Origin of the sequence: Mesorhizobium sp. 131-2-1 (assembly GCF_016756535.1) — a bacterium.
Classification (GTDB): Bacteria; Pseudomonadota; Alphaproteobacteria; order Rhizobiales; family Rhizobiaceae; genus Mesorhizobium.
Window position 1 is genome coordinate 4,036,431 of sequence record NZ_AP023247.1, and the last position, 20,831, is coordinate 4,057,261.

Sequence of the window (20,831 nt, forward strand, 5' to 3'; positions counted from 1 at the left end):
AAACCCGCGGGATCGCTCCCGCGGGTTTTCGATGTGCGGCCTTGAGCCTCAGCCGTGCGCGAGCACGGCCAGCAGCAGTAAGGCGACGATGTTGGTGATCTTGATCGCCGGGTTGACCGCAGGGCCGGCGGTGTCCTTGTAGGGATCGCCGACCGTGTCGCCGGTGACCGAGGCCTTGTGGGCCTCGGAGCCCTTCAGGTGCTTGACGCCGTCCTTGTCGGTGAAGCCGTCCTCGAACGACTTCTTGGCATTATCCCAGGCGCCGCCGCCCGAGGTCATCGAAATGGCGACGAACAGGCCATTGACGATCACGCCGAGCAGCGAGGCGCCGAGCGCGGCGAAAGCCGAGGCCTTCGAGCCCGAGATCAGCAGCACGCCGAAATAGACGACCAGCGGCGCCAGCACCGGCAGCAGCGAGGGGATGATCATTTCGCGGATCGCCGCCTTGGTCAGCAGGTCGACCGCGCGCGCATAGTTGGGCTTCGAGGTGCCGGCCATGATGCCCGGATCCTCGCGGAACTGCTTGCGCACCTCCTCGACGATCGAGCCCGCCGCGCGACCGACGGCCGTCATGGCGATGCCGCCGAACAGATACGGGATCAGGCCGCCGAAGATCAGGCCAGCGACGACATAGGGGTTGGAGAGGTCGAAGGAAACCTCGCCCATGCCCTGGAAGTAAGGGAACTTGTCGCCATTGGCGGCAAAGAACTTCAGGTCGTTCGAATAGGCCGCGAACAGCACCAGCGCGCCGAGACCGGCCGAGCCGATCGCATAGCCCTTGGTCACCGCCTTGGTGGTGTTGCCGACCGCGTCGAGCGCGTCGGTCGAGTGGCGCACTTCCTTGGGCAGGCCGGCCATTTCGGCGATGCCGCCGGCATTGTCGGTGACCGGCCCAAAAGCGTCGAGCGCGACAATCATGCCGGCGAGGCCGAGCATGGTGGTGACCGCGATCGCCGTGCCGAACAGGCCGGCAAGCTGGTAGGTCGAGATGATGCCGCCGACGATGACGATGGCCGGCAGCGCCGTCGATTCCAGCGACACCGCAAGGCCCTGGATGACGTTGGTGCCATGGCCGGTCACCGACGCCTGGGCGATGGAGTTGACCGGGCGCTTGTTGGTGCCGGTGTAGTATTCGGTGATCACCACGATGAGGCCGGTCACCAGCAGACCGATCAGGCCGCAGATGAACAGGTTCTTGCCGGTGATGACCATGCCGGCGACGGTGCCGATCTCGCGCCAGCCGATGGTCAGCGACGTGGCGGCGCCAAGACCGACGATCGACAGCAGGCCGGTGACGATCAGGCCCTTGTAGAGCGCGCCCATGATCGAGCCGTTGGCGCCGAGCTTGACGAAGAAGGTGCCGACGATCGAGGTCAGGATGCAGGCGCCGCAGATGGCCAGCGGATAGAGCATGGCGGTGCCGAGGACGGCAGTGCCGCCGAAGAAGATGGCGGCGAGAACCATGGTGGCGACGACGGTGACGGCATAGGTCTCGAACAGGTCGGCGGCCATGCCGGCGCAGTCGCCGACATTGTCGCCGACATTGTCGGCGATGGTGGCCGGGTTACGCGGATCGTCCTCGGGAATGCCGGCCTCGACCTTGCCGACGAGATCGCCGCCGACGTCGGCGCCCTTGGTGAAGATGCCGCCGCCGAGACGGGCGAAGATCGAGATCAGCGAGGCGCCGAAGCCGAGCGAGACGAGCGCATCGATGACGATGCGGTCATTGGGCTGAAGGCCCATGAAGCCGGTCAGGATCAGGTAGTAGATGGAGACGCCGAGCAATGCCAGGCCTGCCACCAGCATGCCGGTGATGGCGCCTGACTTGAAGGCGATGTCGAGGCCGGCGGCGAGGCTGTTGGAGGCGGCTTGCGCGGTGCGCACATTGGCGCGCACCGAGACGTGCATACCGATGAAGCCGGCGGCGCCCGACAGCACCGCGCCGATCAGGAAGCCGATGGCCGAGGTGATCGACAGCAGCCACCAGGCCAGCAGAAGCACGACGATACCGACAAGGGCGATGGTGGTGTACTGGCGCGCCAGATAGGCTTGGGCGCCTTCGCGGATGGCGGCGGAGATTTCCTGCATGCGTGCATTGCCCTGATCGGACGCAAGGACCGAACGGGTCGCCCAGATAGCGTAAAGGACTGAAAGCAAGCCGCAGGCGATGACGGCGTAAATGGTGGTCATTGCCGAATTTTCCTCGATTGATGGCCCAAAAGAACCCCTCCCTGGGCCGTTGAGACGGGGATGCACGCCGCAAGGCGGAATCCACCCCTTGGCTGGGCTGTATGCGAAACAGGGCTCTGAACGTCAAGATATTGTTCGGTTTTTGCCCGGCTTTCGCCAAAAAGGCGAAGATGACGGCAAGCCTGTCAGCGCCACCGTCGTTTTAGATCGATTGAAATGACGTTTGGCAATCAGTCGCGGCGCGGATCGCCTGACATCTCCAGCTACAAAGTCCCCTGTCCCATCCGGCGCGCCGTGTAGCGTTCGATGGCGGACAGCCCGTCATAGATCAGCACGGCCAGCGCGGCGACGATCAGGCCGCCCTGCAGGACGAAGGCGAGGTTGTTCGACAGCAGGCCGGCGATGATCACCTCGCCCAGCGTCTTGGCGGCAACCGTCGAGCCGATCGTGGCGGTGGCGAGGCTGATGACAACCGAAAGCCTGATGCCGCCGAGGATGACCGGCGCGCTGAGCGGCAATTCGACCTTCAAAAGTCTTTGCAAGCCGGTCATGCCAGCGCCGCGCGCGGCTTCCAAGACATTGCCGGGGAGTGTGGTGAGAGCCGTCAGCGCGTTCTCGAAGATCGGCAGGAGGCCATAGAGGAACAGCGCGATCAACGTCGGCTTCTCGCCGAAGCCGACGGCCGGGACGGCGAGCGCCAGCACTGCCACCGGCGGGAAGGTCTGGCCGATGTTGACCAGGCTGCGCGACAGCGGCAGGAATTCGGCGCCGGCCGGCCTGGTGACGAGGATGGCGAGCGCGACCGCGACGATGGTTGCGGCCACTGTGGCGGTCAGCACGGTCCGCAGATGCAAGAGCGTCAGCGTCAGCAGGCTGCCCTGGTTGTAGATCGCCGGCGCGCCGTTCTCGGTCAGCGGCTTCAACAGCGGCTCGAACCAGCCGGGATTGGTGACGAAGGCGACAAGCAGCACGACCAGGGCAAGCCTGAGCAGCGAAGGCAGCCAGGCTTTCATGCCGGCCTCGCCGCGCGCTTGACCAGCCCGTCGACGGTGACGCGGCCAAGCGGCTTGCCGTCGCCATCTTTCACCGGCAGCGCCGGGCGGCCAGACCACAAGAGCTCGGCCAGCGCGTCGCGCTGGCTGGCCTCGGCCGGGATCGCCTCGCCTTCGGCAGGGCCCTTCTCGACGGCATCGCCGACGCGGCCGAGCGACAGCAGCCGGAACGGCCGTTCGCTGGCGCCGACCAGCGTCTCGACGAAGGCGCTTGCCGGCTTCGCCAGGATCTCGGCGGGTTTGGCGTATTGCACCAGCTTGCCGGCATCCATGACGGCGATCTTGTCGCCCATGTGCACCGCCTCCTCCATGTCGTGGGTGACGAGGATGATGGTGGTACCGAAGCGCTTCTGGATCGCCAGCAGGTCCTCCTGCGCCTTGGTGCGGATGATCGGGTCGAGCGCGCCGAACGGCTCGTCCATCAAAAGCACGTTCGGCTCGGCGGCGAGCGCGCGGGCAACGCCGACGCGCTGCTGCTGACCGCCGGAGAGCTCGTGCGGATAGCGCGGACCGTAGGCCTGCGGATCGAGCTGGTACAGCGTCATCAGCTCGTCGACGCGCGCCTTGATGCGGCCCCTGTCCCAGCCGAGCAGCAGCGGCACGGTGGCGATGTTCTGCGCCACCGTGCGGTGCGGGAAGAGGCCATGGCCCTGGATGGCGTAGCCGATGCTGCGACGCAGTTCGTAACCGGGCAGAGAGCGATTGTCGGCGCCGTCGAGCTTGATGACGCCCGAGGTCGGTTCGACCAGCCGGTTGATCATCCGAAGCAGCGTCGTCTTGCCGGAGCCGGAGGTGCCAACGATGACGGCGATGGAGCGCGGCTCGATCACCATCGACACGTCGTCGACCACGGTGGTTTCGTCATAGCGCTTGGTGATGCCTTCGATCTCGATCATGCCGTTTCAACCCTGCGCTTGGTGGCGGTCATTTCGATGATGGCGTCGAGGATGATGGCGGCGGCAAAGGCCAGCGCCACGGTCGGCACCGCGCCTAGCAGCACAAGGTCCATCGCCGTCTGGCCGACGCCCTGGAACACGAAGACACCGAAGCCACCGCCGCCGATCAGCGCGGCGATAGTGGCGAGGCCGATGTTCTGCACCAGGACGATGCGGATGCCGGTGAGGATGACCGGGAAGGCGAGCGGGAATTCGACGTCGAACAATCGCTGGCGGTCGGTCATGCCCATGCCACGCGCGGCATCGTTGGCGGCGCGCGGCACGCCGGCGAGGCCAACCACGGTGTTGGCCACCACCGGCAGCAACGAATAGAGGAAGAGCGCGACGAAGGCCGGCGCGGTGCCGATGCCGCGAATGCCGAGTGCTGCTGCGCCCGGCACGTGGGTCGCGACCCAGCCGAGCGGCGCGATCAGGAGCCCGAAAAGCGCGATCGAGGGAATAGTCTGGATGATGTTGAGCACGTTCAGCACGCCGGCCCGCAATTTCTCGACCCGGTGGCACAGGATGCCGAGCGGCAGGCCAACGACCACCGCGGCCGCCAGCGATCCCAGTGCCAGCGTGATGTGCTTGGCGCCTTCGGCCCAGAAACTGTCGGCGCGGTTGGCGTATTCCTTGAGGATCGACAGGCTATCCCATTGCCCCTCCACCAGAAGCATGCCGATGGCGAGCGCGGCGACAGCAAGGACGCCGACGCGCGCCCAGGGCGCGAGGTTCAGCCTGGTCAGCACATCGGCGAGCAGCAATGTGAAGGCGAAGATCAGCAGCCAGAAGCCGGAGGCCGGCGAGACACGGGCAAAGGTGTTGCCGGCCGGAGTCAGGAAACCGCCCGCGACGCCGATCAGCACGGCAAGCGCGGCAAGCGCAATCACGCTGGCGGCCAACCTGAGCAGCAGCGGCGTCTTCAGAAGCGCAATGAGCGCGCCGGCAATGATGACCGCTAGCAGCAATGATCCAGTGGTTGACGGGAGCGCCTCCAGCAGCGAGCGCGCCTGGCCAGGCACGATGCGATTGGCGCGGAAGGTGGCGAACGGGGCAAGCAACGCCGCATAGGCCACGATCGAGGCGATGACCACGCCGAGCTTGTCAAAGCGGATGGTCATGAGGCGAGGCTACCCCCCCTCTGGCCTGCCGGCCATCTCCCCCTCAAGGGGGGAGATCAGATGTCGCGCGGGCTTTCGCCAATTGTCATCAACGCAAGATGTATGCCGGCGCCTGAGCTGCCAATCTCCCCCCTTGAGGGGGAGATGTCCGGCAGGACAGAGGGGGGTGCTTGGCACCGGCGTCACGATTCAGAAACCGGGCTGACTACTTCAAGAACCCGTTCTTCTTCAAAAAGTCCTCGGCAACGCCCTTCACCGGTTCGCCGCCAACTTGCACCCGGCCGTTGAGATCTTGCAGCGTGACGAGGTCGAGCTTGGCGAAGACCGGCTTCAGCAGCGTCTCGATCTCGGGATGCTCCTTCAGCACCGCCTCGCGGATGATCGGCGCCGGCTGGTAGACGGGCTGCACGCCCTTGTCGTCGTCCAGCACGACGAGGCCGGAGGGCGCGATGCCGCCGTCGGTGCCGTAGACCATGGCGGCGTTGGCGCCGTTGGTCTGATTGGCGGCCGCGGCAATCGTCGCGGCGGTGTCGCCGCCGGAGAGCGTGATCAACTGGTCGGGCTTCAGCGTGAAACCGTAGGTGGTCTGGAAGGCCGGCAGCGCGGCCGCCGAATTGACGAATTCGGCCGAGGCCGCGAGCACAACCTTGCCGCCACCCGAGACGTACTTGCCGAAGTCGGTGAGCGTGGCGAGCTTGTTCCCGTCGGCGACTTCCTTGCGCAGCGCGATCGCCCAGGTGTTGTTGGCCGGCGACGGCGACAGCCAGACGATCTTGTTGGCGTCATAGTCGAGCTTCTTGGCCGTCTCATAGGCCTTGGCCGCATCCTTCCAGACCGGATCGTCGGCCTTCTCGAAGAAGAAGGCGGCGTTGCCGGTGTACTCCGGATAGATGTCGATCTCGCCGGCGGTGATCGCCTTGCGCACCACCGGCGTGCCGCCGAGCTGGATGCGGTCAGTGGTCTTGATGTTGTTGGCGTTGAGCACGAGCTGGATGATGTTGCCGAGCACGCCGCCCTCAGTGTCGATCTTCGACGACACGACCACCTGGGCATTAGCCGAGGCCGCGGAAATACCGAGCGCAAGCGCGGCACCGGCCAGAAGCTTGATTGAAATCATGGTGAAATCCCTTGCTGTGAACCGGATTCGGTTGCCGCATATGAGCATGGCTTCAAAGCCCCGTCGGGGCACACGGTTTCATAACAAGGCGGATGCACGCAATAATTTTGTTCGGATGCGCCGAATCCGAAGCGGCAAAGTCGACAGGCTGGCGGTCAACTGCCGTTCGGTTGATAATGCCTTGAGGGGCGGGTGGCACACAGGGAGAGCGTGTCATGGCCAAGCACAAGGTCGGCTATCTTATCGGCAGTCTTGCTCGGGACTCCATCAACCGGAAGCTCGCGAAGGCTCTCGTTCAACTTGCCCCTCCGGAACTCGAAATGAAGGAAATCTCCTTCAAGGATCTGCCGCTCTACAGCTACGATTATGACGCCGACTTCCCGCCGGTCGCCCAGGCTTTCAAGAAGGCCCTCGCCTCCGTCCACGCCGTGCTGTTCGTCACCCCGGAGTACAACCGCTCGATCCCAGGCGGACTGAAGAACGCGATCGACTGGGCCAGTCGCCCCTACGGCAAGAACTCCTTCGCGCGCAAACCGTCCGCGGTCATCGGAACATCGCCGGGCGCAATCGGAACCGCCGTCGCTCAACAGAGCCTGCGCAGCGTTCTGAGCTTCTGCAATTCACCCCAGATGAACGCTCCGGAAGCCTACATCCAATTTACCCCGGGGCTGATCACGGACGACGGCGAAGTCACGGTCGAATCCACCGAAGAATTCCTGCGCAACTACATGGCCGAATTCAACAGGTTCATAGCGCGGGTGCTCCAGGTCCTTCCGCCGAACGCATAGCTTTGTGCCCGATCGACAGCGCGGGGACGCTCCAACATTTTCGAATGCTCGCATGCACTTTGCGAGCCTTCGGTTGGCGTCAGCATCAAGCCTGGCGCAAGCTCGTCATCTTCAGCGCGCCGAGCGCGACGAAGCAGAGCGCGGTGACCGGGAAGACCAGCCAGTTCAGCATCGCCCAGCCCCAGGCATTGTAGACCGCGCCCGACATCAGCGAGGCGAAGGCGACGGAGCCGAACAGGACAAAATCGTGGAAGCCCTGCACCTTGCTCTTTTCCGACGGGCGGTAGCTGGCGGCGACCATGGAGGTGGCGCCGATGAAGCCGAAATTCCAGCCAAGGCCAAGCAGGATCAGCGCCGTCCAGAACTGCCACAGCGCAAGCCCCGACAGGGCGACCACGGCGCAGCCGATCAGGAGCACGAGGCCGGCGGCGACAATGCGTTCGGCGCCGAAGCGGTGGATCAGCGAGCCGGTGAAGAAGCTCGGGGCGAACATCGCCATGACGTGCCAGGAGATGCCGAGCGTGGCATCGTCGGTGGACAGGCCGCAGCCGACCATGGCCAGCGGTGCCCCGGTCATGACGAAGCTCATCAACGCATAGCTGCCGACGACGCAGAACAGCGCCGCAACGAAACGCGGCTGGGTGACGATCTCGGACAGCGGCCTGGCGTCGCCTTCCTCGATCGCCGCTCCGCTGACGGCCTTCGGCGCGATGCGCAGGAATGAGAGAATGATCGCGCCGACGGCGGCCAGCACCAGGATCGAGGCGAACGAGCCGGCGAACATCACCGGCGCGAAGGATTCGCGGGTGAAGATGACGATCTGCGGGCCGAGGACAGCGGTGACGATGCCGCCGGCCAGCACGAAAGAGATGGCGCGCGCCTTGAACTCGGGCGGCGCATTGTCGGCAGCGGCGAAACGGAACTGCTGGACGAAGGCGCCGCCGACGCCGATCACCAGCAGGCCGAAGGCGAACAGCCAGAAGTTCGGGTGGAACAGCGCCAGAGTGGCAACCAGCCCGCCGAGCGCGGTGACGATGGTGCCGGTCATGAAGCCGCCACGCTGGCCGAGCTGGCGGATGATGGCGGCGGCCGGCAGCGCGCCCAGCGCCACGCCGACATTGAAACCGGTGACCGGCGCCGTTGCCAGCGACTTGTCGGGCCCCAGCAGGTACTGACCGGCAAGCGCGCCAAGCGAAATTGCAATGGGAGCGGCCGAACCTATGATCGCCTGGGCGGCCGCAAGCAAGACCGCCGTACGGCGCGCTTCCCTGCCGGCCCCGGCGACCGCGGCCGCAGCCGAGGCCGTCATGAAGCGTCCTTGCCGCGGCCCTCGCCGCGCACCCGGCGCGACACGCGATCGAGCACGGCGTTGGTGAGCTTGGGTTCGTCTTCCTCGTAGAAGGCCTTGGCGATGTCGACATATTCCGAGACGATCACCGCCACCGGCACGTCGTCGCGCTTCATCAATTCATAGACGCCGGCGCGCAGGATGGCCCGCAATGTCGAATCCAGCCGCGACAACGGCCAGTCGTCGGTCAGCGCCTGGCGGATGACCGGATCGATGGTCTTCTGATTCTCCACGACACCGGTGAGGATGGCCCGGAACCACTGCGCGTCGGCCTCGCGATAGAGGGCGCCGTCGACCTCCTTGCCGAGCCGGAAGGCTTCGTACTCGGCCGTTATCTCGAAGACGCCGCTGCCGGCCACGTCCATCTGGTAGAGCGCCTGCACAGCGGCGAGCCGGGCGGCGCCGCGCTTGTTGGCGTGGCGGATCGCGGGCTGTCCGGGCGACGCGGGCTCGCTCACGACTGCGCTCCCAATTGCTGTTTCAGCGCGATCATGGTCAGCGCCGCGCGCGCTGCAAAGCCGCCCTTGTCGCCTTCCGAGCGTTTGGCGCGCGCCCAGGCCTGGGCGTCGTTTTCGGTGGTCAGGATACCGTTGCCGATGCAGACGGCTTCCTGCACGGAGAGGTCCATCAGCGCGCGGCTCGATTCATTGGCGACGATATCGAAATGATAGGTGTCGCCACGGATGATGGTGCCGAGTGCAACGAAGCCATCATAGCTCTTGCCACCTTCGGCCTCGCCGTCGAGCGCAAAAGAGATCACCGCCGGGATTTCCAGCGAGCCGGGAACAGTGACGACCTCATAGGTCGCGCCCGCCTCGTCCAGCGCGCTCGTCGCGCCTTCGAGCAGCGCGTCGGCAAGGTCGTCATGGAAGCGCGCCTCGATGATGAGTAGGTGCGCCTTGTCCTTCGGACGGATGAACGCTTTGCCGTGTTGGGATGTGCCAGCCATATATGTCTCCGGGGATCGCCGGTGACTTAGGCCGAAGCGGCCGCATTCGCAAGCTTTGTCCGATGCTCAGGCCCGGTCTAATTTGCCAGAGTGGCTCAAAGCCCCTCTTTCGCTGCCTCCGCCAGGCGCGCCGCGTAGCGGGCCATGGTGTCGATCTCGAGGTTCACGCGGTCGCCGACCTGGCGCTCTCCCCAGGTGGTGACGGTGAGCGAATGGTGGATGAGCAGCACGTCGAAGCGCGTGCCCTCGACCTTGTTGACGGTGAGCGAGGTGCCGTCCAGCGCGACCGAGCCCTTCGGCGCGATGAATTTCGCCAACTCGCGCGGCGCTTCCAGCGTGAATCGCACGGCGTCGCCCTCGTCCTTGCGCTCGATAATCTCGGCGGTGCCGTCGACATGGCCGGACACGATGTGGCCGCCGAGCTCGTCGCCGATCTTCAGCGCCCGTTCGAGATTTATCCTGGTGCCGGGCTTCCACGTCGAGGCCGTGGTCAGCCGCAAGGCTTCTTCCCAAGCCTCGACCTCGAACCAGCGCGCGTTGGAGCCGTGCTCGGGCAATGCTGTCACGGTCAGGCAGACGCCACCGCAGGAAATCGAGGCGCCGATGGCGATCGTTTCGGGGTCGTAGGCGGTGTCGATGCGCAAGCCCACGCCTTCGCTGAGCGGCTTTACGGAAGCAACGTTGCCGACGTCGGTGACAATCCCGGTAAACATCAGAAATCTCTGTCTTTCAGTCTGATCATGATCTTGCCCAAAAACCGGTTCCCACTTTTCGGGATCATGATCTGATCCATTCGACGTAGCTGTCCTCGCCGAAGCGCATCTCGCGCAACTTGCGGAAGCCTGGCGGGATATGGTCGGCGTCGATGGGCGATGCAATGCCTTCCTCGCCGATCGCGTCCGGCCCACCGAACAGCACGATGCGGTCGACCAGATCTTCGTCCAGGAAGGACCTGGCCACCTTGGCGCCGCCCTCGACCAGGACGCTTGCCATGCCAAGCGCCGCCAGATCCTCGAGCAGTTCGGGCAAGGCGACCTCACCGCCATACGTCTCGGTGCCGATGAAGTGCACGCCCGCGCGTTCGAGCGCGGCGCGCCGGTGCGGGTCGGCCTCAAGGCAGGCGGCAACATAGAGCGGCACGCGGTCGACGCCGGAGACCAGCTTGGAGGCCTCCGAAAGGCGGATCTGACGGTCGAGCACGATGCGCGCCGGCGAGCGGTTCTCCAGCCCCGGCAGCCGCACCGTCAGCGCCGGGTCGTCTTCCAGCGCGGTGCCGATGCCGATCAGGATGGCGTCGGCTTCGGCGCGCATCAGATAGACCTCGCGCCGGGCTATGTCGCCGGTGATCGCGACCTGCCCCTCACCTTTGACGCCGATCTTGCCGTCGCTGGAAAGCGCAAGCTTCAGGATCACTTCCGGGCGTTTCTTGAGAGATCGAATCAGGTAACCGGCCATCTGCTCCGAAGCCTCGGCGGCCAGCACCTTCTCCACGACCTCGATGCCGGTGGCGCGCAGGATGGCATAGCCCTTGCCGGAAACGCGCGGGTCGGGATCGCTCGCCGCACCGACGACGCGGGCAATGCCGGCATTGACCAGCGCATTGGCGCAAGGCGGCGTGCGGCCATGATGGGCACAAGGCTCCAGCGTGACATAGGCGGTGGCGCCGCGCGCGAGCTCGCCGGCCTCGGCCAACGCCTCGGTCTCGGCATGCGGCCGGCCGCCGACCGCGGTGACGCCAGTGCCGACGATCATCGGCCCGGCGCCGTCGTCGCGCACGATGATCGTGCCGACGGACGGGTTGGTCGAGGTGCGCCCAGCGTTCCTTCGCGACAGCCGCAGCGCCGCCGCCATGAAGCGCCTGTCGAGAGCCTCATGTTCGGCCCGGCTCGATTGTGGCCCTGCCATGTTCAGCCTGCGTCCTCTTCGCTCTTGTCCTCGTCGCCCTTCAGTTCGCCGAGCAGCTCGTGGAAATCCTTGGCCTCGCGGAAATTGCGGTAGACCGAGGCGAAGCGGACATAGGCGACGTCGTCGAGCGACTTCAGCGCCTCCATGACCAGCCGGCCGACCTCGCCCGAGGCGACTTCCGTCTCGCCGGAACTCTCGAGCTGGCGCACGATGCCGGTCACCGCGCGGTCGATGCGCTCGGGATCGACATTGCGCTTGCGCACCGCGATCTCGACCGAGCGCAAGAGCTTGTCACGGTCGAACGGCACCTTGCGCCCGGACTTCTTGACCACGACGAGGTCGCGGAGTTGGACGCGTTCGAAGGTGGTGAACCGACCGCCGCAATCGGGGCAGACGCGCCGCCGGCGGATCGCCGCGCCATCCTCGGCGGGACGCGAGTCCTTCACCTGCGTATCTTCGGACTGGCAGTAGGGACAGCGCATGGAGAGCCTTCAGTTCGCGATTCTTGGTGAACGGAAGGCTTAGAGCTTTTTGCCGGAATGGCAAACGCGAGCGGGCCTTCGCGCCTCAGAGATAGCGAGGCGCGAGGAAGATTGCCAGCGCCGCCGCCAGCCAGACCGCGATGCCGCCGAGAACGGCGAGCCGATAGTCGACCCGTTCGATGAACAGCCAGCAGGCGCCGAGAAAGGCGAGATAGGCGGGGATCGTCCGGAAGCCGGCGAGGCAGGCCTCGCGAAAGCCTGCCGGATTGCCCTTGGCGCCGACGGCGAGCAGCGCGATGACCGCGAAGGTCGGCGCCAGCGGCAGGATGCCGGGCAGGACGTTGCCACCCTTCGAGGCCCAGACGATCAGCGCCGTGACGAGGCCGCCGCCGACGCCTTGCCAGAGAATGTCCATGGCGCGGCTCCCTGGCTGTGCCGTCAGGGCGCGACGTCGGTCGTCGGGAAGCCGCAGGATGCACCAAGGCTGCGATAGGCCTTGGTGAAGCCGTCCATCGATATGCTGGCCACCGCCTTGTTGGCAAAGACGACATCGAGCGCGCCGGCGCGGCGCATGGCGCGCAGCACCGCGAGCGAGGTCTCGGTCTTGTTGTTCATTATCCATTGGCCGTCGGCGCCGGCGCTGACAGTTGCCTTGACCTTGCCCTTGTCGTCGCCGAACACGGCCGGAATGTTCTCGCCGGTCGGCAGGTCCTTGTTCCGCAAGGCGATGACGAGGCCAGGATAGCCGTTTGGAGGCAAGACATCGCCATTCGAGATGGCGAGCGTCAGCGTGCCGCTGGTGCCGTTCGGGTCGAGAAACGCGGTCGAGGCGGCGCAGGTCTTGCGTACGTCCTCGCCGGTGTTGATCTCATCGACGATGGTCGACCACCTGCCGAAGGTTTCAGTCTTGGGTGGTGCAACTGGTGGTGATGCAACTGGGGGTGATGCAGGCGGAGCCGTCTCGGCCAGGGGCGCTGTTGTCGCGGTCTGCGCCCGGGCGACGCCAGCGAACGGCGAGGCCGTCAGAAGCGCAGCCAGAGCGCCAAAAGCTGCCAGGCAAAGAGTTCGCGTCATCATCAAGGCTCCTGTCCGGACGCCGCTCCAGCCGGAGCGGCGTTTATCGTGGTGGCCAATAAGAATGACGCGCGGCTTCAGGTCAACCGAGATAGGGATAGAGCGGGAAGCGATCGGTGAGCGCCACGACCTTGGCCTTCACCGCCGCCTCGACGGCCGCGTTGCCCTCGTCGGAATTCGCGACCTTGAGCCCGTCCAGCACCTCGGCGATCAGCTTGCCGATCTCACGGAATTCGGCCTGACCGAAGCCGCGCGTGGTGCCGGCAGGCGTGCCCAGGCGCACGCCGGAGGTGACGAAGGGCTTCTCCGGATCGAACGGGATACCGTTCTTGTTGCAGGTGATGTTGGCGCGGCCAAGTGCCGCCTCGGCACGCTTGCCGGTGGCGTTCTTGGGGCGAAGATCGACCAGCATCAGATGGTTGTCGGTGCCGCCGGAGACGATGTCGAGACCGGTTTCCTTGAGGCTCGAGGCCAGCGCCTTGGCGTTGGTGGCGACGCTTTCGGCGTAGAGCTTGAAGCTCGGCTTCAGCGCCTCGCCCAGCGCCACCGCCTTGGCAGCGATGACATGCATCAGCGGACCGCCCTGCAGGCCGGGGAAGACCGCCGAATTCATCTTCTTGGCGATCTCCTCGTCGTTGCACAGGATCATACCGCCGCGCGGGCCGCGCAGCGACTTGTGCGTGGTCGTGGTCACGACATGGGCATGGGGTAACGGCGACGGATGGACCCCGCCAGCAACCAGGCCGGCGATATGGGCCATGTCGACCATCAGATAGGCGCCGATCGAATCGGCGATCTCGCGAAAGCGCTTCCAGTCCCAGACACGCGAATAAGCGGTGCCGCCGGCCAGGATCAACTTCGGCTTGGTCTCATGCGCGGTCTTCTCGATCGCGTCCATGTCGAGCAGGTGGTCGTCCTTGCGCACGCCATAGGAGACGACCTTGAACCACTTGCCGCTCATGTTGACCGGAGAACCGTGGGTGAGATGGCCGCCGGAATTGAGGTCGAGGCCCATGAAGGTGTCGCCGGGCTGCAGCAGCGCCAGGAACACCGCCTGGTTCATCTGGCTGCCGGAATTCGGCTGGACGTTGGCGAAGTTGCAGCCGAACAGCTTCTTCGCGCGCTCGATGGCCAGCTCCTCGGCCACGTCGACGAACTGGCAGCCGCCATAGTAGCGCTTGCCCGGATAGCCCTCGGCATACTTGTTGGTCATGATCGAGCCCTGCGCCTCGAGCACGGCGCGCGAGACGATGTTCTCGGAAGCAATCAGTTCGATCTCATGGCGCTGGCGGCCGAGCTCGTTGCGGATGGCGCCGAAAATCTCCGGATCGGCGTCGGCCAGCGTGGTCTCGAAGAAGGATTCAAATTTGTTCGACACTGCCGCTGCTGTTGACATGGCCTGAAATCCTCCGGTTCGGGGCAATTTGTTTATGCATACCGTTGCCCCAAAACCGCTGCGCACTTCTGGGCGACATGCATTGCCGCGCCATTAACACAGTTGTTTTCACCTCGCCACGTTTGCGGCGCGAAATTTGCTGGCCGGATTGCGCCAAGGACGATGGGGGTGGATCTATTTTCGCTCCCGCCGGCTTTTCAGCAAGGCTTCGGTGAGCGTGATCTCGGCAAGCAGCGCCCGCATCGTATGGTCGTTGATCTCGCGGCTGCGGAACATGGCACGCACGGCGGCGCGCTCGGCCTCGATGCCGGCGTGCCTGAGTTCCAGCTCCAGGCGCCCGGCCTCGCGGGCCTCGGCGCGCGCCTCGTCGGCCTCGTCCGACGCGGCGATGCGGCGGCGGTAACCGGCGACGATGCTGTCGGCGACCGCAAGCCTTGCCTCGGCCGCCTCGCCCTCGCCTCCCTCGTTGGCGATGCTCTCGATCCTGGCGATTGCCGCGCTTGCGGCGCCGACGCGCGCCCGGCGCTCCTCGGCGGCGCCCGGATCCTCGCCCGGCTCGACCAGCCCGCGCGCGATCTTCGGCAGAGCGAGGCTGGCGATCAGCAGCGAGCAGATGATGACGCCGGCGGCGAGGAAGATGACGACGTCGCGCGGCGGAAAGGGCGAACCGTCGGGCATGGCGATCGGCAGCGACAGGATGCCGGCCAGCGTGATGGCGCCACGCACGCCGGCCACCGAGCCCGCGAGCCGCACGCGCAGGCCGAACGGCTCGGCCTTGTGCTTGCCGAACCGCGCCGCGACGCGCTGCGCGATGTCGCCGACCCAGATCCACAGGAAACGCAGGCCGATCAGGCACAGCGTCAGGATCAGCACCGTCGCCACCGGTTCGATCAGCCAATGCCGACTGGAAAGCTCCGGCGGCACGTTGCGGACGATGTCGGGAAGCTGCAGGCCGAGCAGGATGAAGAGCGCGCCGTTGAAGATGAAGGACAGCGTCGTCCACAGCGACATGGTCTGCATGCGCGCCGAGACGCCGAGATAACGGAAAAGGCCGGAGCCGCCGGTGAGCAGACCGGCGGTGACCGCCGCCAGGATGCCGGAGGCCTCGACGTGCTCGGCGATGAGATAGGCGATGAAAGGCATCAGGATCATCACCAGCACCTGCGCCTCGGACGGCACGCCGCCGATGCGGTTGAGCAACTGCAGCGTCTTGGCGGCGACGATCAGTGCCGCAACGCCGGCCAGGATGCCAGCGGCAACCGCATAGAGGAACGTCAACGATGCGGCGGCCAGCGAGAAGCTGCCGGTCAATGCCGCCGCGACGGCGAAGCGGAACATCACCAGGCCGGACGCGTCGTTGAGCAGCGACTCGCCCTCCAGAATGTGCATCAGCCGCGCCGGAACGACATTCCTGTCGACGATCGAGGAGACGGCGACCGCATCGGTCGGCGACAGCACGGCGGCGAGCGCGAAGGCGACGACCAGCGGGATGCTCGGCACCAGCCAATGCAAGGCATAGCCGAAGCCGAGGATGGTGAAGAAGACCAGGCCGATGGCGAGGTCGAGGATCGGCCCGCGCAACGCCAGAAGCTCGCGCTTGGGCGCCGCGACAGCGTCACCGAACAGAAGCGGCGGGATGAACACCAGGAGGAACAGCTCCGGATCGATCTCGACATGCAGGCCGCGCGCCGGCCAGGCAAGGGCCGCACCGATGGCGATCTGCAGCACCGGTAGCGGCACGCGCACTAGCCGGACCAGGGCGCCGGAAAGCGCGACGAAGACGAGCACGACGAGGATGAAGACGGCGACGTCCATGGCGCGATTCCGAATATTGTCCGACCATGCGCAAAGCATGCCGCGCCGTCCAGTCACGACGAAGCCTATCTGACGGAAGGGGGGAAGCAAAAAGGCCGCCCTGGAGGCGGCCTTTTCTGAAAATATATCAATCGCTTAGAGCGACGACGTAATCTGCAGCGCGTCGTTGCCGTCTAGGCCGTAGATGTCGTCGCGGAACTGCACGACGGCCGGACCCGTCGACCAGGCCGATAGATAGAGGAAGTGGACCGGCACCGGGTTGGTCACCTGAACCGGGGTGTTCTCGCCGGTCTTGATCGTCGCCTCGAAATGCTGGCGGTCCCAGCCGGGCGTGTCGCGCAGGATCCAGGTGACGAGGTCGCGCACGTTCTGGACGCGCACGCAGCCCGAGGAATCGAAGCGCATCAGCTTGCCGAACAGGCTCTGCTGCGGCGTGTCGTGCATGTAGACGCCATCCGGGCTCGGGAAGTTGATCTTGACCGAGGCCATGGCGTTGCCGGCACCCGGATCCTGGCGGAACCGGTACTTCTCGGCGTCATCCGTCGACCAGTCGACCGTCATCGGATCGACCTCGCTGCCATCGGGCGCGAACAGGCGGATGTGGCTGTCCTTGAGGTAGTTGGGATCCTTGCGCATCAGCGGAATGATATCCTTGCGCACGATCGAGACCGGGGCGTTCCAGTAGGGATTGACGATGATCTCGTTGATCTTGGAATTGACGATCGGCGTCTGGCGGTCGATCTTGCCGACGATCGCGGTGTGGCGCAGCACGACGCGGTCGTTCTCGACCGCCTCGATCTGGGCTGCCGGAATGTCGACCAGCACGTATCGACTGCCGAGCGTGCCGGCCTTCTCGCGCAGCCGCTGCAGATTGGTCTGCAACTGGCCAAGCCGGATCTGCGCCGAAACGTTCATCGCCGAATAGGTGTATTTGCCCATGGCGCCGTCGGCCGGCAGGCCGTGGCGAAGCTGGAAGCGCTTGACCGCGGCATCGACATAGGAATCGAACGAGGTCGAGATGCCGGCGCTCTGCGACAGGTCGCCCGAGATCATCAGGCGCTTGCGCAGCGGCACGACATCGGGATCGTCGACGCCGAGCTGCAGCTTCTTGGTCGCGGGAACCTGCTCCCAGCCGCCCTGGCCGGCGATGTTCTGGTACTGCGCCACGGCCTGCTCGGTGAAGGCGACGGTCTGCAGGCTGAAGATCGGCAGCGTCGAGGCCACCTTGCCGCCCTCGCTGGCGCGGGCGTCGAACTGGTCGTCCCAATTGCCGCGGGCCGAGGATTTCAGGATGTCCCCGATCACGTCCTGCGCGCTGGCGCTGTTGGCAACCATGGCCGCGGCAAGCGCGGAGGCTCCGGAGAGGAAGAAACGGCGGCTGGTTCTCATGGACGTTCCAGACATTCCTGCTGTGTCGATCTCGCTCATTTCGCTCATACGGGCGGCTAGGCCCGCACTCTAGGGTTGGCAATCTTAACAATTAGCCAACCATGACCTTGCATCACTTCGGCGTGAAACGCGCGGTGCGACGCAACTTGCAGGTGAAGGCAAGGCCTGTGGCGCAACATCACCCGCATTCTCGCTTTCACCGGGATTATGGCGGCAACGTGGCCTTGGCCCGCGATTTGCTTCCGGCGATGCGATGAAAGGAGAGGAACGGTGCTTTTCGGCACCGATGAACAATCCAAGATGTGACCTAGAGCGGCCTTCGTCCCGACCTCGACAGTCGCGCGCTGACTACGCCCTGCGTACCGATGGGAGTTGCAGAGAGCGTTGCCCCTCATTGCGAAGGATCGACCTCCGGAGCCTGACCTGGCTTCGCCTTCAATTCCGAACATCGCTGCAACACCTGCCGTTGAGGATATCGCATGACCTTGTTGTCCTCCAGCTTGAGCAGCAACTCCCGTCTCTTGTCCGTGCTCTCACCGTCCGAGCAGGTCATGTCCAGAATGATCACGTCGAGGCCGCCGATCTTCTGAACCTTGTCCAGCGAGCAGCCGACCTCCCACATCTCCTCTGCCTTGTCGGTAAATGTCACGATCGAGTCGTTGTTGTCGCACGGGCTACTGCCTTCGGCGGCGAAAGAATCCTTCCACCATTCCTCGGCGGAAGCCGCGGGCGAGAGCAACAGTAGCACCGCGGCACCCCAGCAGATCCTCGAACGTCTTTTCTGGTTCATGTGCGCTCCCTCACCAGGAAGCGACATTAGGCAGTGCCGCGGCGAAAGAAAACAGGCGGGCGCCCTGCCGATGGGCGCCGCGCTTCCAGAAGATCCTTTTGCATCGCGAAAAGGAGAAGGAACCGGCGCCTTTCGACACCGGTCCCCATTTCTCCCCTGCCCGCGCTTCTGCGGCGCGGCTTGAAATTCCCTCGGCGTGGATGCGCCTTACATCCGGTAGGCGATCGTGTCGTTCCAGAAGCGGTCCAGCCGCTGCAGCGCGCGGTTCATCTGCTTGAACTCGTCGGTGTTGATGCCGCCGACCTGTTCGATCGAGCCGACATGGCGCTCGTAGAGGCCGCCGACCACTTCCGCCACCTCGTTGCCCTTCGGCGTCAGCGAGACGCGGACCGAACGGCGGTCGATGCGCGAGCGCTGGTGGTTGATGAAGCCGAGGTCGACCAGCTTCTTCAGATTGTAGGAGACATTCGAGCCGAGATAGTAGCCGCGCGAGCGCAATTCGCCGGCGGTCAGCTCCGAATTGCCGATATTGAAGAGCAGCAGCGCCTGGATGGCGTTGATGTCGGAACGGCCGTTGCGGTCGAACTCATCCTTGATCACGTCAAGCAGACGGCGGTGCAGACGCTCCACCAGCTGCAGCGATTCCATGTACAGCGAACGGATCGCCTCGCGGCGGTCGTCCGATACGGTGGCGGTCTTCGCCGCCGGACGCGAATTGATCATTGTCTTTGCCTCTCGTTTGTCGCCCGGTGATTTTTTTGCTTTTCACCTTGATTGCGACACTATCGAATACTCATAAAATTCGACTTAAACGCCAAGGCTAACAAGAGCTTACCGGTAAGAGGTTTCGAAAGAGGCTTAACGAACGGTCACCCCAGCAAGGATAATTAACCTAAAGATTTAGCCACCGGTTCCGGGCGGAAATCGGCATGCCTGGCCCGGGCCGCCCGCGGCGGCATCATCATCGCCTCGCCTGGCGCTTTTGCAGCCAGATCACCACCCGGAAGGCGATGTACAGCACCGCCACCGCGGCATGCGAGGCGATGATCAGCGGTCGATTGCCGAACAGGTCGGGGAAGCCGGCATACATGACGATCTCGGTCGCCGCGCAGATGAACCAGATCACCGGCCCCCAGGAGGCCAGCATCCACAGGCCCGCGGCGGCGAAGGGGAAAAAGACCGCGAGCATGACCGCCGCCACCTGCCAGTGCACCGGCATCAGGTCGAAGCGCCAGAGCGCGCCAGGGTAGAAGCCGATCAGCCGGATCCAGTAGAGGATGCCGAACAAAAGGCAGTAGCCGGCGATGAGGCGCTGGAACCAAGCGAAGATGACCTCGGTGGTCGAGGGCTGCAGCACGACGCGCCTGGAGGTCACCTCGCTCACAGCTCGAGCTCCCGCGCGTCGAGCGGCGCGAAATAGGCGTCGACATCGGCGACGCTCACCGCGTCGAGACTGGCTGGGCGCCAGCGCGGCGTCGAGCCCTTGTCGATGATAGCGGCGCGGATGCCTTCGTAGAAGTCGTGACCGGCCAGCATGCGGTTGAGGATGCGGAACTCCATCTTCATGCACTCGTCCATCGACATGGTCAGCCCGGCGCTGATCTGGCGCCAGGCGACATGCAGGCTGGTCGGCGAGCGCGTCCTGATCGTCGCCAGGGTCTTTGCGGCGAACTCGTCGGCGGGCGCCGCCCGCTCCAGGCTTGCCATGATATCGGACAGGGAGGCTTGAGCGAAATGGCGCGCGATCGCTTCCAGCACCGGCCGGTCCGTCTCACGCTTCGCCGGGACGAAAAAACCGCGCAGCACCGATTCCGGGTCGCCGGTGGCGCAGAGTCGGTCGAGGAAGGCCGCCTGATCCTCGGCCCTGATGGTGTGGGTGGCCAGCCCCGACCACAGCGCGTCGCCATGGCGAATGCGGGTTCCGGTCAGCGCCAGATACATGCCGAAACTGCCGCCGAGATCCGGCAGAAGATGGCTGGCACCGACATCGGGGAAGAAGCCGATGCCGACCTCCGGCATGGCGAACTGGGCGTTCTCGGTCAGCACGCGCTGCGAGCCGTGGAAGGAAATGCCGACGCCGCCGCCCATGACGATGCCGTCGATCAGCGCCACATAGGGCTTGCGGAAGGCGTTGATGCGGGCATTGAGCCGGTATTCGTCGGCGAAGAACTCGACCGGCGGCTTGCCTGCCCGACCGGCCTCGTAGATGTGCAGGATGTCGCCGCCGGCGGAGAACGCCCTGCCCTCGGCCTTGACGATGACGACATCGACGCCGTCATCGCGCTCCCAGGCGTCGAGCGCCTTGCCAAGCGCCCTGACCATGGCGTGAGTGACAGCGTTGAGCGCCTGCGGCCGCGTCAGCGTGACGACGCCAGCCCTGCCCGACCGCTCGAAGCGAATTTCGTCGCCTCCGCCAAAATCCATCGCAAGAGAATCCTCCCCCGCGCCTGCGGGATTTGAAGTGCTAAAGGTTGGCGCAT

At 65.2% G+C, this 20,831-nt stretch carries 22 protein-coding genes; 2 read left to right on the forward strand and 20 right to left on the reverse strand.

Features of this window, described 5'->3' with window-relative positions; all coding sequences use genetic code 11:
- Window positions 1–48 precede the first annotated feature (48 nt).
- Complete coding sequence (locus tag JG743_RS19610; protein ID WP_202292420.1) at window positions 49–2,190, reverse strand: sodium-translocating pyrophosphatase; 2,142 nt, start codon at window positions 2,188–2,190, stop codon at window positions 49–51.
- Between JG743_RS19610 and JG743_RS19615 the strand changes: the two genes are divergently transcribed.
- Window positions 2,180–2,410, forward strand: a complete 231-nt coding sequence (locus JG743_RS19615) for a hypothetical protein (RefSeq protein WP_202292421.1) — start codon at window positions 2,180–2,182, stop codon at window positions 2,408–2,410. The genes JG743_RS19610 and JG743_RS19615 overlap by 11 nt on opposite strands.
- Before the next feature lie 43 nt (window positions 2,411–2,453).
- Here JG743_RS19615 and JG743_RS19620 read toward each other — a convergent pair whose 3' ends face one another.
- From JG743_RS19620 to osmF, 4 genes are all read right to left on the reverse strand, one after another.
- Window positions 2,454–3,203 (reverse strand): ABC transporter permease, encoded by a 750-nt coding sequence (locus tag JG743_RS19620; RefSeq protein WP_202292422.1) that lies wholly within the window; start codon window positions 3,201–3,203, stop codon window positions 2,454–2,456.
- The gene (locus JG743_RS19625) at window positions 3,200–4,138 is read right to left on the reverse strand and encodes an ABC transporter ATP-binding protein (RefSeq protein ID WP_202292423.1); all 939 of its coding nucleotides are present in this window, start codon (window positions 4,136–4,138) and stop codon (window positions 3,200–3,202) included. Before JG743_RS19625 ends, JG743_RS19620 begins: the two co-directional genes overlap by 4 nt.
- Window positions 4,135–5,298, reverse strand: coding sequence for an ABC transporter permease (locus JG743_RS19630; protein ID WP_202292424.1), 1,164 nt, complete (start codon window positions 5,296–5,298; stop codon window positions 4,135–4,137). The genes JG743_RS19625 and JG743_RS19630 overlap by 4 nt, the downstream gene beginning before the upstream one ends.
- Before the next feature lie 205 nt (window positions 5,299–5,503).
- Window positions 5,504–6,415 (reverse strand): glycine betaine ABC transporter substrate-binding protein OsmF, encoded by a 912-nt coding sequence (gene osmF, locus JG743_RS19635; protein ID WP_202292425.1) that lies wholly within the window; start codon window positions 6,413–6,415, stop codon window positions 5,504–5,506.
- Between the two features lie 215 nt (window positions 6,416–6,630).
- Between osmF and JG743_RS19640 the strand changes: the two genes are divergently transcribed.
- Entirely contained in the window at window positions 6,631–7,203 is a 573-nt protein-coding gene (locus tag JG743_RS19640; protein ID WP_202292426.1) for an NADPH-dependent FMN reductase, read from the forward strand.
- Between the two features lie 85 nt (window positions 7,204–7,288).
- Here JG743_RS19640 and JG743_RS19645 read toward each other — a convergent pair whose 3' ends face one another.
- From JG743_RS19645 to JG743_RS19715, 15 genes are all read right to left on the reverse strand, one after another.
- Window positions 7,289–8,512, reverse strand: coding sequence for an MFS transporter (locus tag JG743_RS19645; protein ID WP_202292427.1), 1,224 nt, complete (start codon window positions 8,510–8,512; stop codon window positions 7,289–7,291).
- Window positions 8,509–9,009 (reverse strand): transcription antitermination factor NusB, encoded by a 501-nt coding sequence (gene nusB, locus JG743_RS19650; RefSeq protein WP_202292428.1) that lies wholly within the window; start codon window positions 9,007–9,009, stop codon window positions 8,509–8,511. Before nusB ends, JG743_RS19645 begins: the two co-directional genes overlap by 4 nt.
- Window positions 9,006–9,500 (reverse strand): 6,7-dimethyl-8-ribityllumazine synthase, encoded by a 495-nt coding sequence (gene ribH, locus JG743_RS19655; RefSeq protein WP_202292429.1) that lies wholly within the window; start codon window positions 9,498–9,500, stop codon window positions 9,006–9,008. Before ribH ends, nusB begins: the two co-directional genes overlap by 4 nt.
- A gap of 95 nt (window positions 9,501–9,595) precedes the next feature.
- Window positions 9,596–10,213, reverse strand: a complete 618-nt coding sequence (locus JG743_RS19660; protein ID WP_202292430.1) for a riboflavin synthase — start codon at window positions 10,211–10,213, stop codon at window positions 9,596–9,598.
- Between the two features lie 64 nt (window positions 10,214–10,277).
- Window positions 10,278–11,405 (reverse strand): bifunctional diaminohydroxyphosphoribosylaminopyrimidine deaminase/5-amino-6-(5-phosphoribosylamino)uracil reductase RibD, encoded by a 1,128-nt coding sequence (gene ribD, locus JG743_RS19665; protein ID WP_202292431.1) that lies wholly within the window; start codon window positions 11,403–11,405, stop codon window positions 10,278–10,280.
- A 2-nt stretch (window positions 11,406–11,407) separates the two neighbouring features.
- Entirely contained in the window at window positions 11,408–11,887 is a 480-nt protein-coding gene (gene nrdR, locus JG743_RS19670; RefSeq protein ID WP_010915593.1) for a transcriptional regulator NrdR, read from the reverse strand.
- Window positions 11,888–11,972: 85 nt separating this feature from the next.
- Entirely contained in the window at window positions 11,973–12,302 is a 330-nt protein-coding gene (locus tag JG743_RS19675; RefSeq protein ID WP_202292432.1) for a GlpM family protein, read from the reverse strand.
- 23 nt (window positions 12,303–12,325) lie between these two features.
- Window positions 12,326–12,961 (reverse strand): hypothetical protein, encoded by a 636-nt coding sequence (locus tag JG743_RS19680; RefSeq protein WP_202302747.1) that lies wholly within the window; start codon window positions 12,959–12,961, stop codon window positions 12,326–12,328.
- Between the two features lie 82 nt (window positions 12,962–13,043).
- Complete coding sequence (gene glyA, locus JG743_RS19685; RefSeq protein WP_202292433.1) at window positions 13,044–14,357, reverse strand: serine hydroxymethyltransferase; 1,314 nt, start codon at window positions 14,355–14,357, stop codon at window positions 13,044–13,046.
- Window positions 14,358–14,531: 174 nt separating this feature from the next.
- Window positions 14,532–16,172 (reverse strand): Na+/H+ antiporter, encoded by a 1,641-nt coding sequence (locus JG743_RS19690; protein WP_202292434.1) that lies wholly within the window; start codon window positions 16,170–16,172, stop codon window positions 14,532–14,534.
- A 135-nt stretch (window positions 16,173–16,307) separates the two neighbouring features.
- Window positions 16,308–17,561: a L,D-transpeptidase family protein gene (locus JG743_RS19695; RefSeq protein WP_202292435.1), complete on the reverse strand. Its 1,254-nt coding sequence runs from the start codon at window positions 17,559–17,561 to the stop codon at window positions 16,308–16,310.
- 391 nt (window positions 17,562–17,952) lie between these two features.
- Window positions 17,953–18,351: a hypothetical protein gene (locus tag JG743_RS19700; protein WP_202292436.1), complete on the reverse strand. Its 399-nt coding sequence runs from the start codon at window positions 18,349–18,351 to the stop codon at window positions 17,953–17,955.
- A gap of 207 nt (window positions 18,352–18,558) precedes the next feature.
- A complete protein-coding gene (gene ldtR, locus JG743_RS19705; protein WP_202292437.1) occupies window positions 18,559–19,074 on the reverse strand; it encodes a transcriptional regulator LdtR in 516 nt (171 codons plus the stop codon).
- A gap of 238 nt (window positions 19,075–19,312) precedes the next feature.
- Window positions 19,313–19,735 carry a DUF6163 family protein gene (locus JG743_RS19710; protein WP_202292438.1) on the reverse strand — a complete coding sequence of 141 codons (423 nt, stop codon included), beginning with the start codon at window positions 19,733–19,735 and terminating at the stop codon, window positions 19,313–19,315.
- The gene (locus tag JG743_RS19715) at window positions 19,732–20,775 is read right to left on the reverse strand and encodes an enoyl-CoA hydratase/isomerase family protein (RefSeq protein ID WP_202292439.1); all 1,044 of its coding nucleotides are present in this window, start codon (window positions 20,773–20,775) and stop codon (window positions 19,732–19,734) included. The genes JG743_RS19710 and JG743_RS19715 overlap by 4 nt, the downstream gene beginning before the upstream one ends.
- Window positions 20,776–20,831: the final 56 nt, after the last annotated feature.

Coding starts and splice junctions, on each gene's coding strand:
- JG743_RS19615 (WP_202292421.1), top strand. CDS start 2,180: ATGGTGGTCATTGCCGAATTTTCCTCGATTGATGGCCCAAAAGAACCC.
- JG743_RS19610 (WP_202292420.1), bottom strand. CDS start 2,190: ATGACCACCATTTACGCCGTCATCGCCTGCGGCTTGCTTTCAGTCCTT.
- JG743_RS19620 (WP_202292422.1), bottom strand. CDS start 3,203: ATGAAAGCCTGGCTGCCTTCGCTGCTCAGGCTTGCCCTGGTCGTGCTG.
- JG743_RS19625 (WP_202292423.1), bottom strand. CDS start 4,138: ATGATCGAGATCGAAGGCATCACCAAGCGCTATGACGAAACCACCGTG.
- JG743_RS19630 (WP_202292424.1), bottom strand. CDS start 5,298: ATGACCATCCGCTTTGACAAGCTCGGCGTGGTCATCGCCTCGATCGTG.
- osmF (WP_202292425.1), bottom strand. CDS start 6,415: ATGATTTCAATCAAGCTTCTGGCCGGTGCCGCGCTTGCGCTCGGTATT.
- JG743_RS19640 (WP_202292426.1), top strand. CDS start 6,631: ATGGCCAAGCACAAGGTCGGCTATCTTATCGGCAGTCTTGCTCGGGAC.
- JG743_RS19645 (WP_202292427.1), bottom strand. CDS start 8,512: ATGACGGCCTCGGCTGCGGCCGCGGTCGCCGGGGCCGGCAGGGAAGCG.
- ribH (WP_202292429.1), bottom strand. CDS start 9,500: ATGGCTGGCACATCCCAACACGGCAAAGCGTTCATCCGTCCGAAGGAC.
- JG743_RS19660 (WP_202292430.1), bottom strand. CDS start 10,213: ATGTTTACCGGGATTGTCACCGACGTCGGCAACGTTGCTTCCGTAAAG.
- ribD (WP_202292431.1), bottom strand. CDS start 11,405: ATGGCAGGGCCACAATCGAGCCGGGCCGAACATGAGGCTCTCGACAGG.
- nrdR (WP_010915593.1), bottom strand. CDS start 11,887: ATGCGCTGTCCCTACTGCCAGTCCGAAGATACGCAGGTGAAGGACTCG.
- JG743_RS19675 (WP_202292432.1), bottom strand. CDS start 12,302: ATGGACATTCTCTGGCAAGGCGTCGGCGGCGGCCTCGTCACGGCGCTG.
- JG743_RS19680 (WP_202302747.1), bottom strand. CDS start 12,961: ATGACGCGAACTCTTTGCCTGGCAGCTTTTGGCGCTCTGGCTGCGCTT.
- glyA (WP_202292433.1), bottom strand. CDS start 14,357: ATGTCAACAGCAGCGGCAGTGTCGAACAAATTTGAATCCTTCTTCGAG.
- JG743_RS19690 (WP_202292434.1), bottom strand. CDS start 16,172: ATGGACGTCGCCGTCTTCATCCTCGTCGTGCTCGTCTTCGTCGCGCTT.
- JG743_RS19695 (WP_202292435.1), bottom strand. CDS start 17,561: ATGAGAACCAGCCGCCGTTTCTTCCTCTCCGGAGCCTCCGCGCTTGCC.
- JG743_RS19700 (WP_202292436.1), bottom strand. CDS start 18,351: ATGAACCAGAAAAGACGTTCGAGGATCTGCTGGGGTGCCGCGGTGCTA.
- ldtR (WP_202292437.1), bottom strand. CDS start 19,074: ATGATCAATTCGCGTCCGGCGGCGAAGACCGCCACCGTATCGGACGAC.
- JG743_RS19715 (WP_202292439.1), bottom strand. CDS start 20,775: ATGGATTTTGGCGGAGGCGACGAAATTCGCTTCGAGCGGTCGGGCAGG.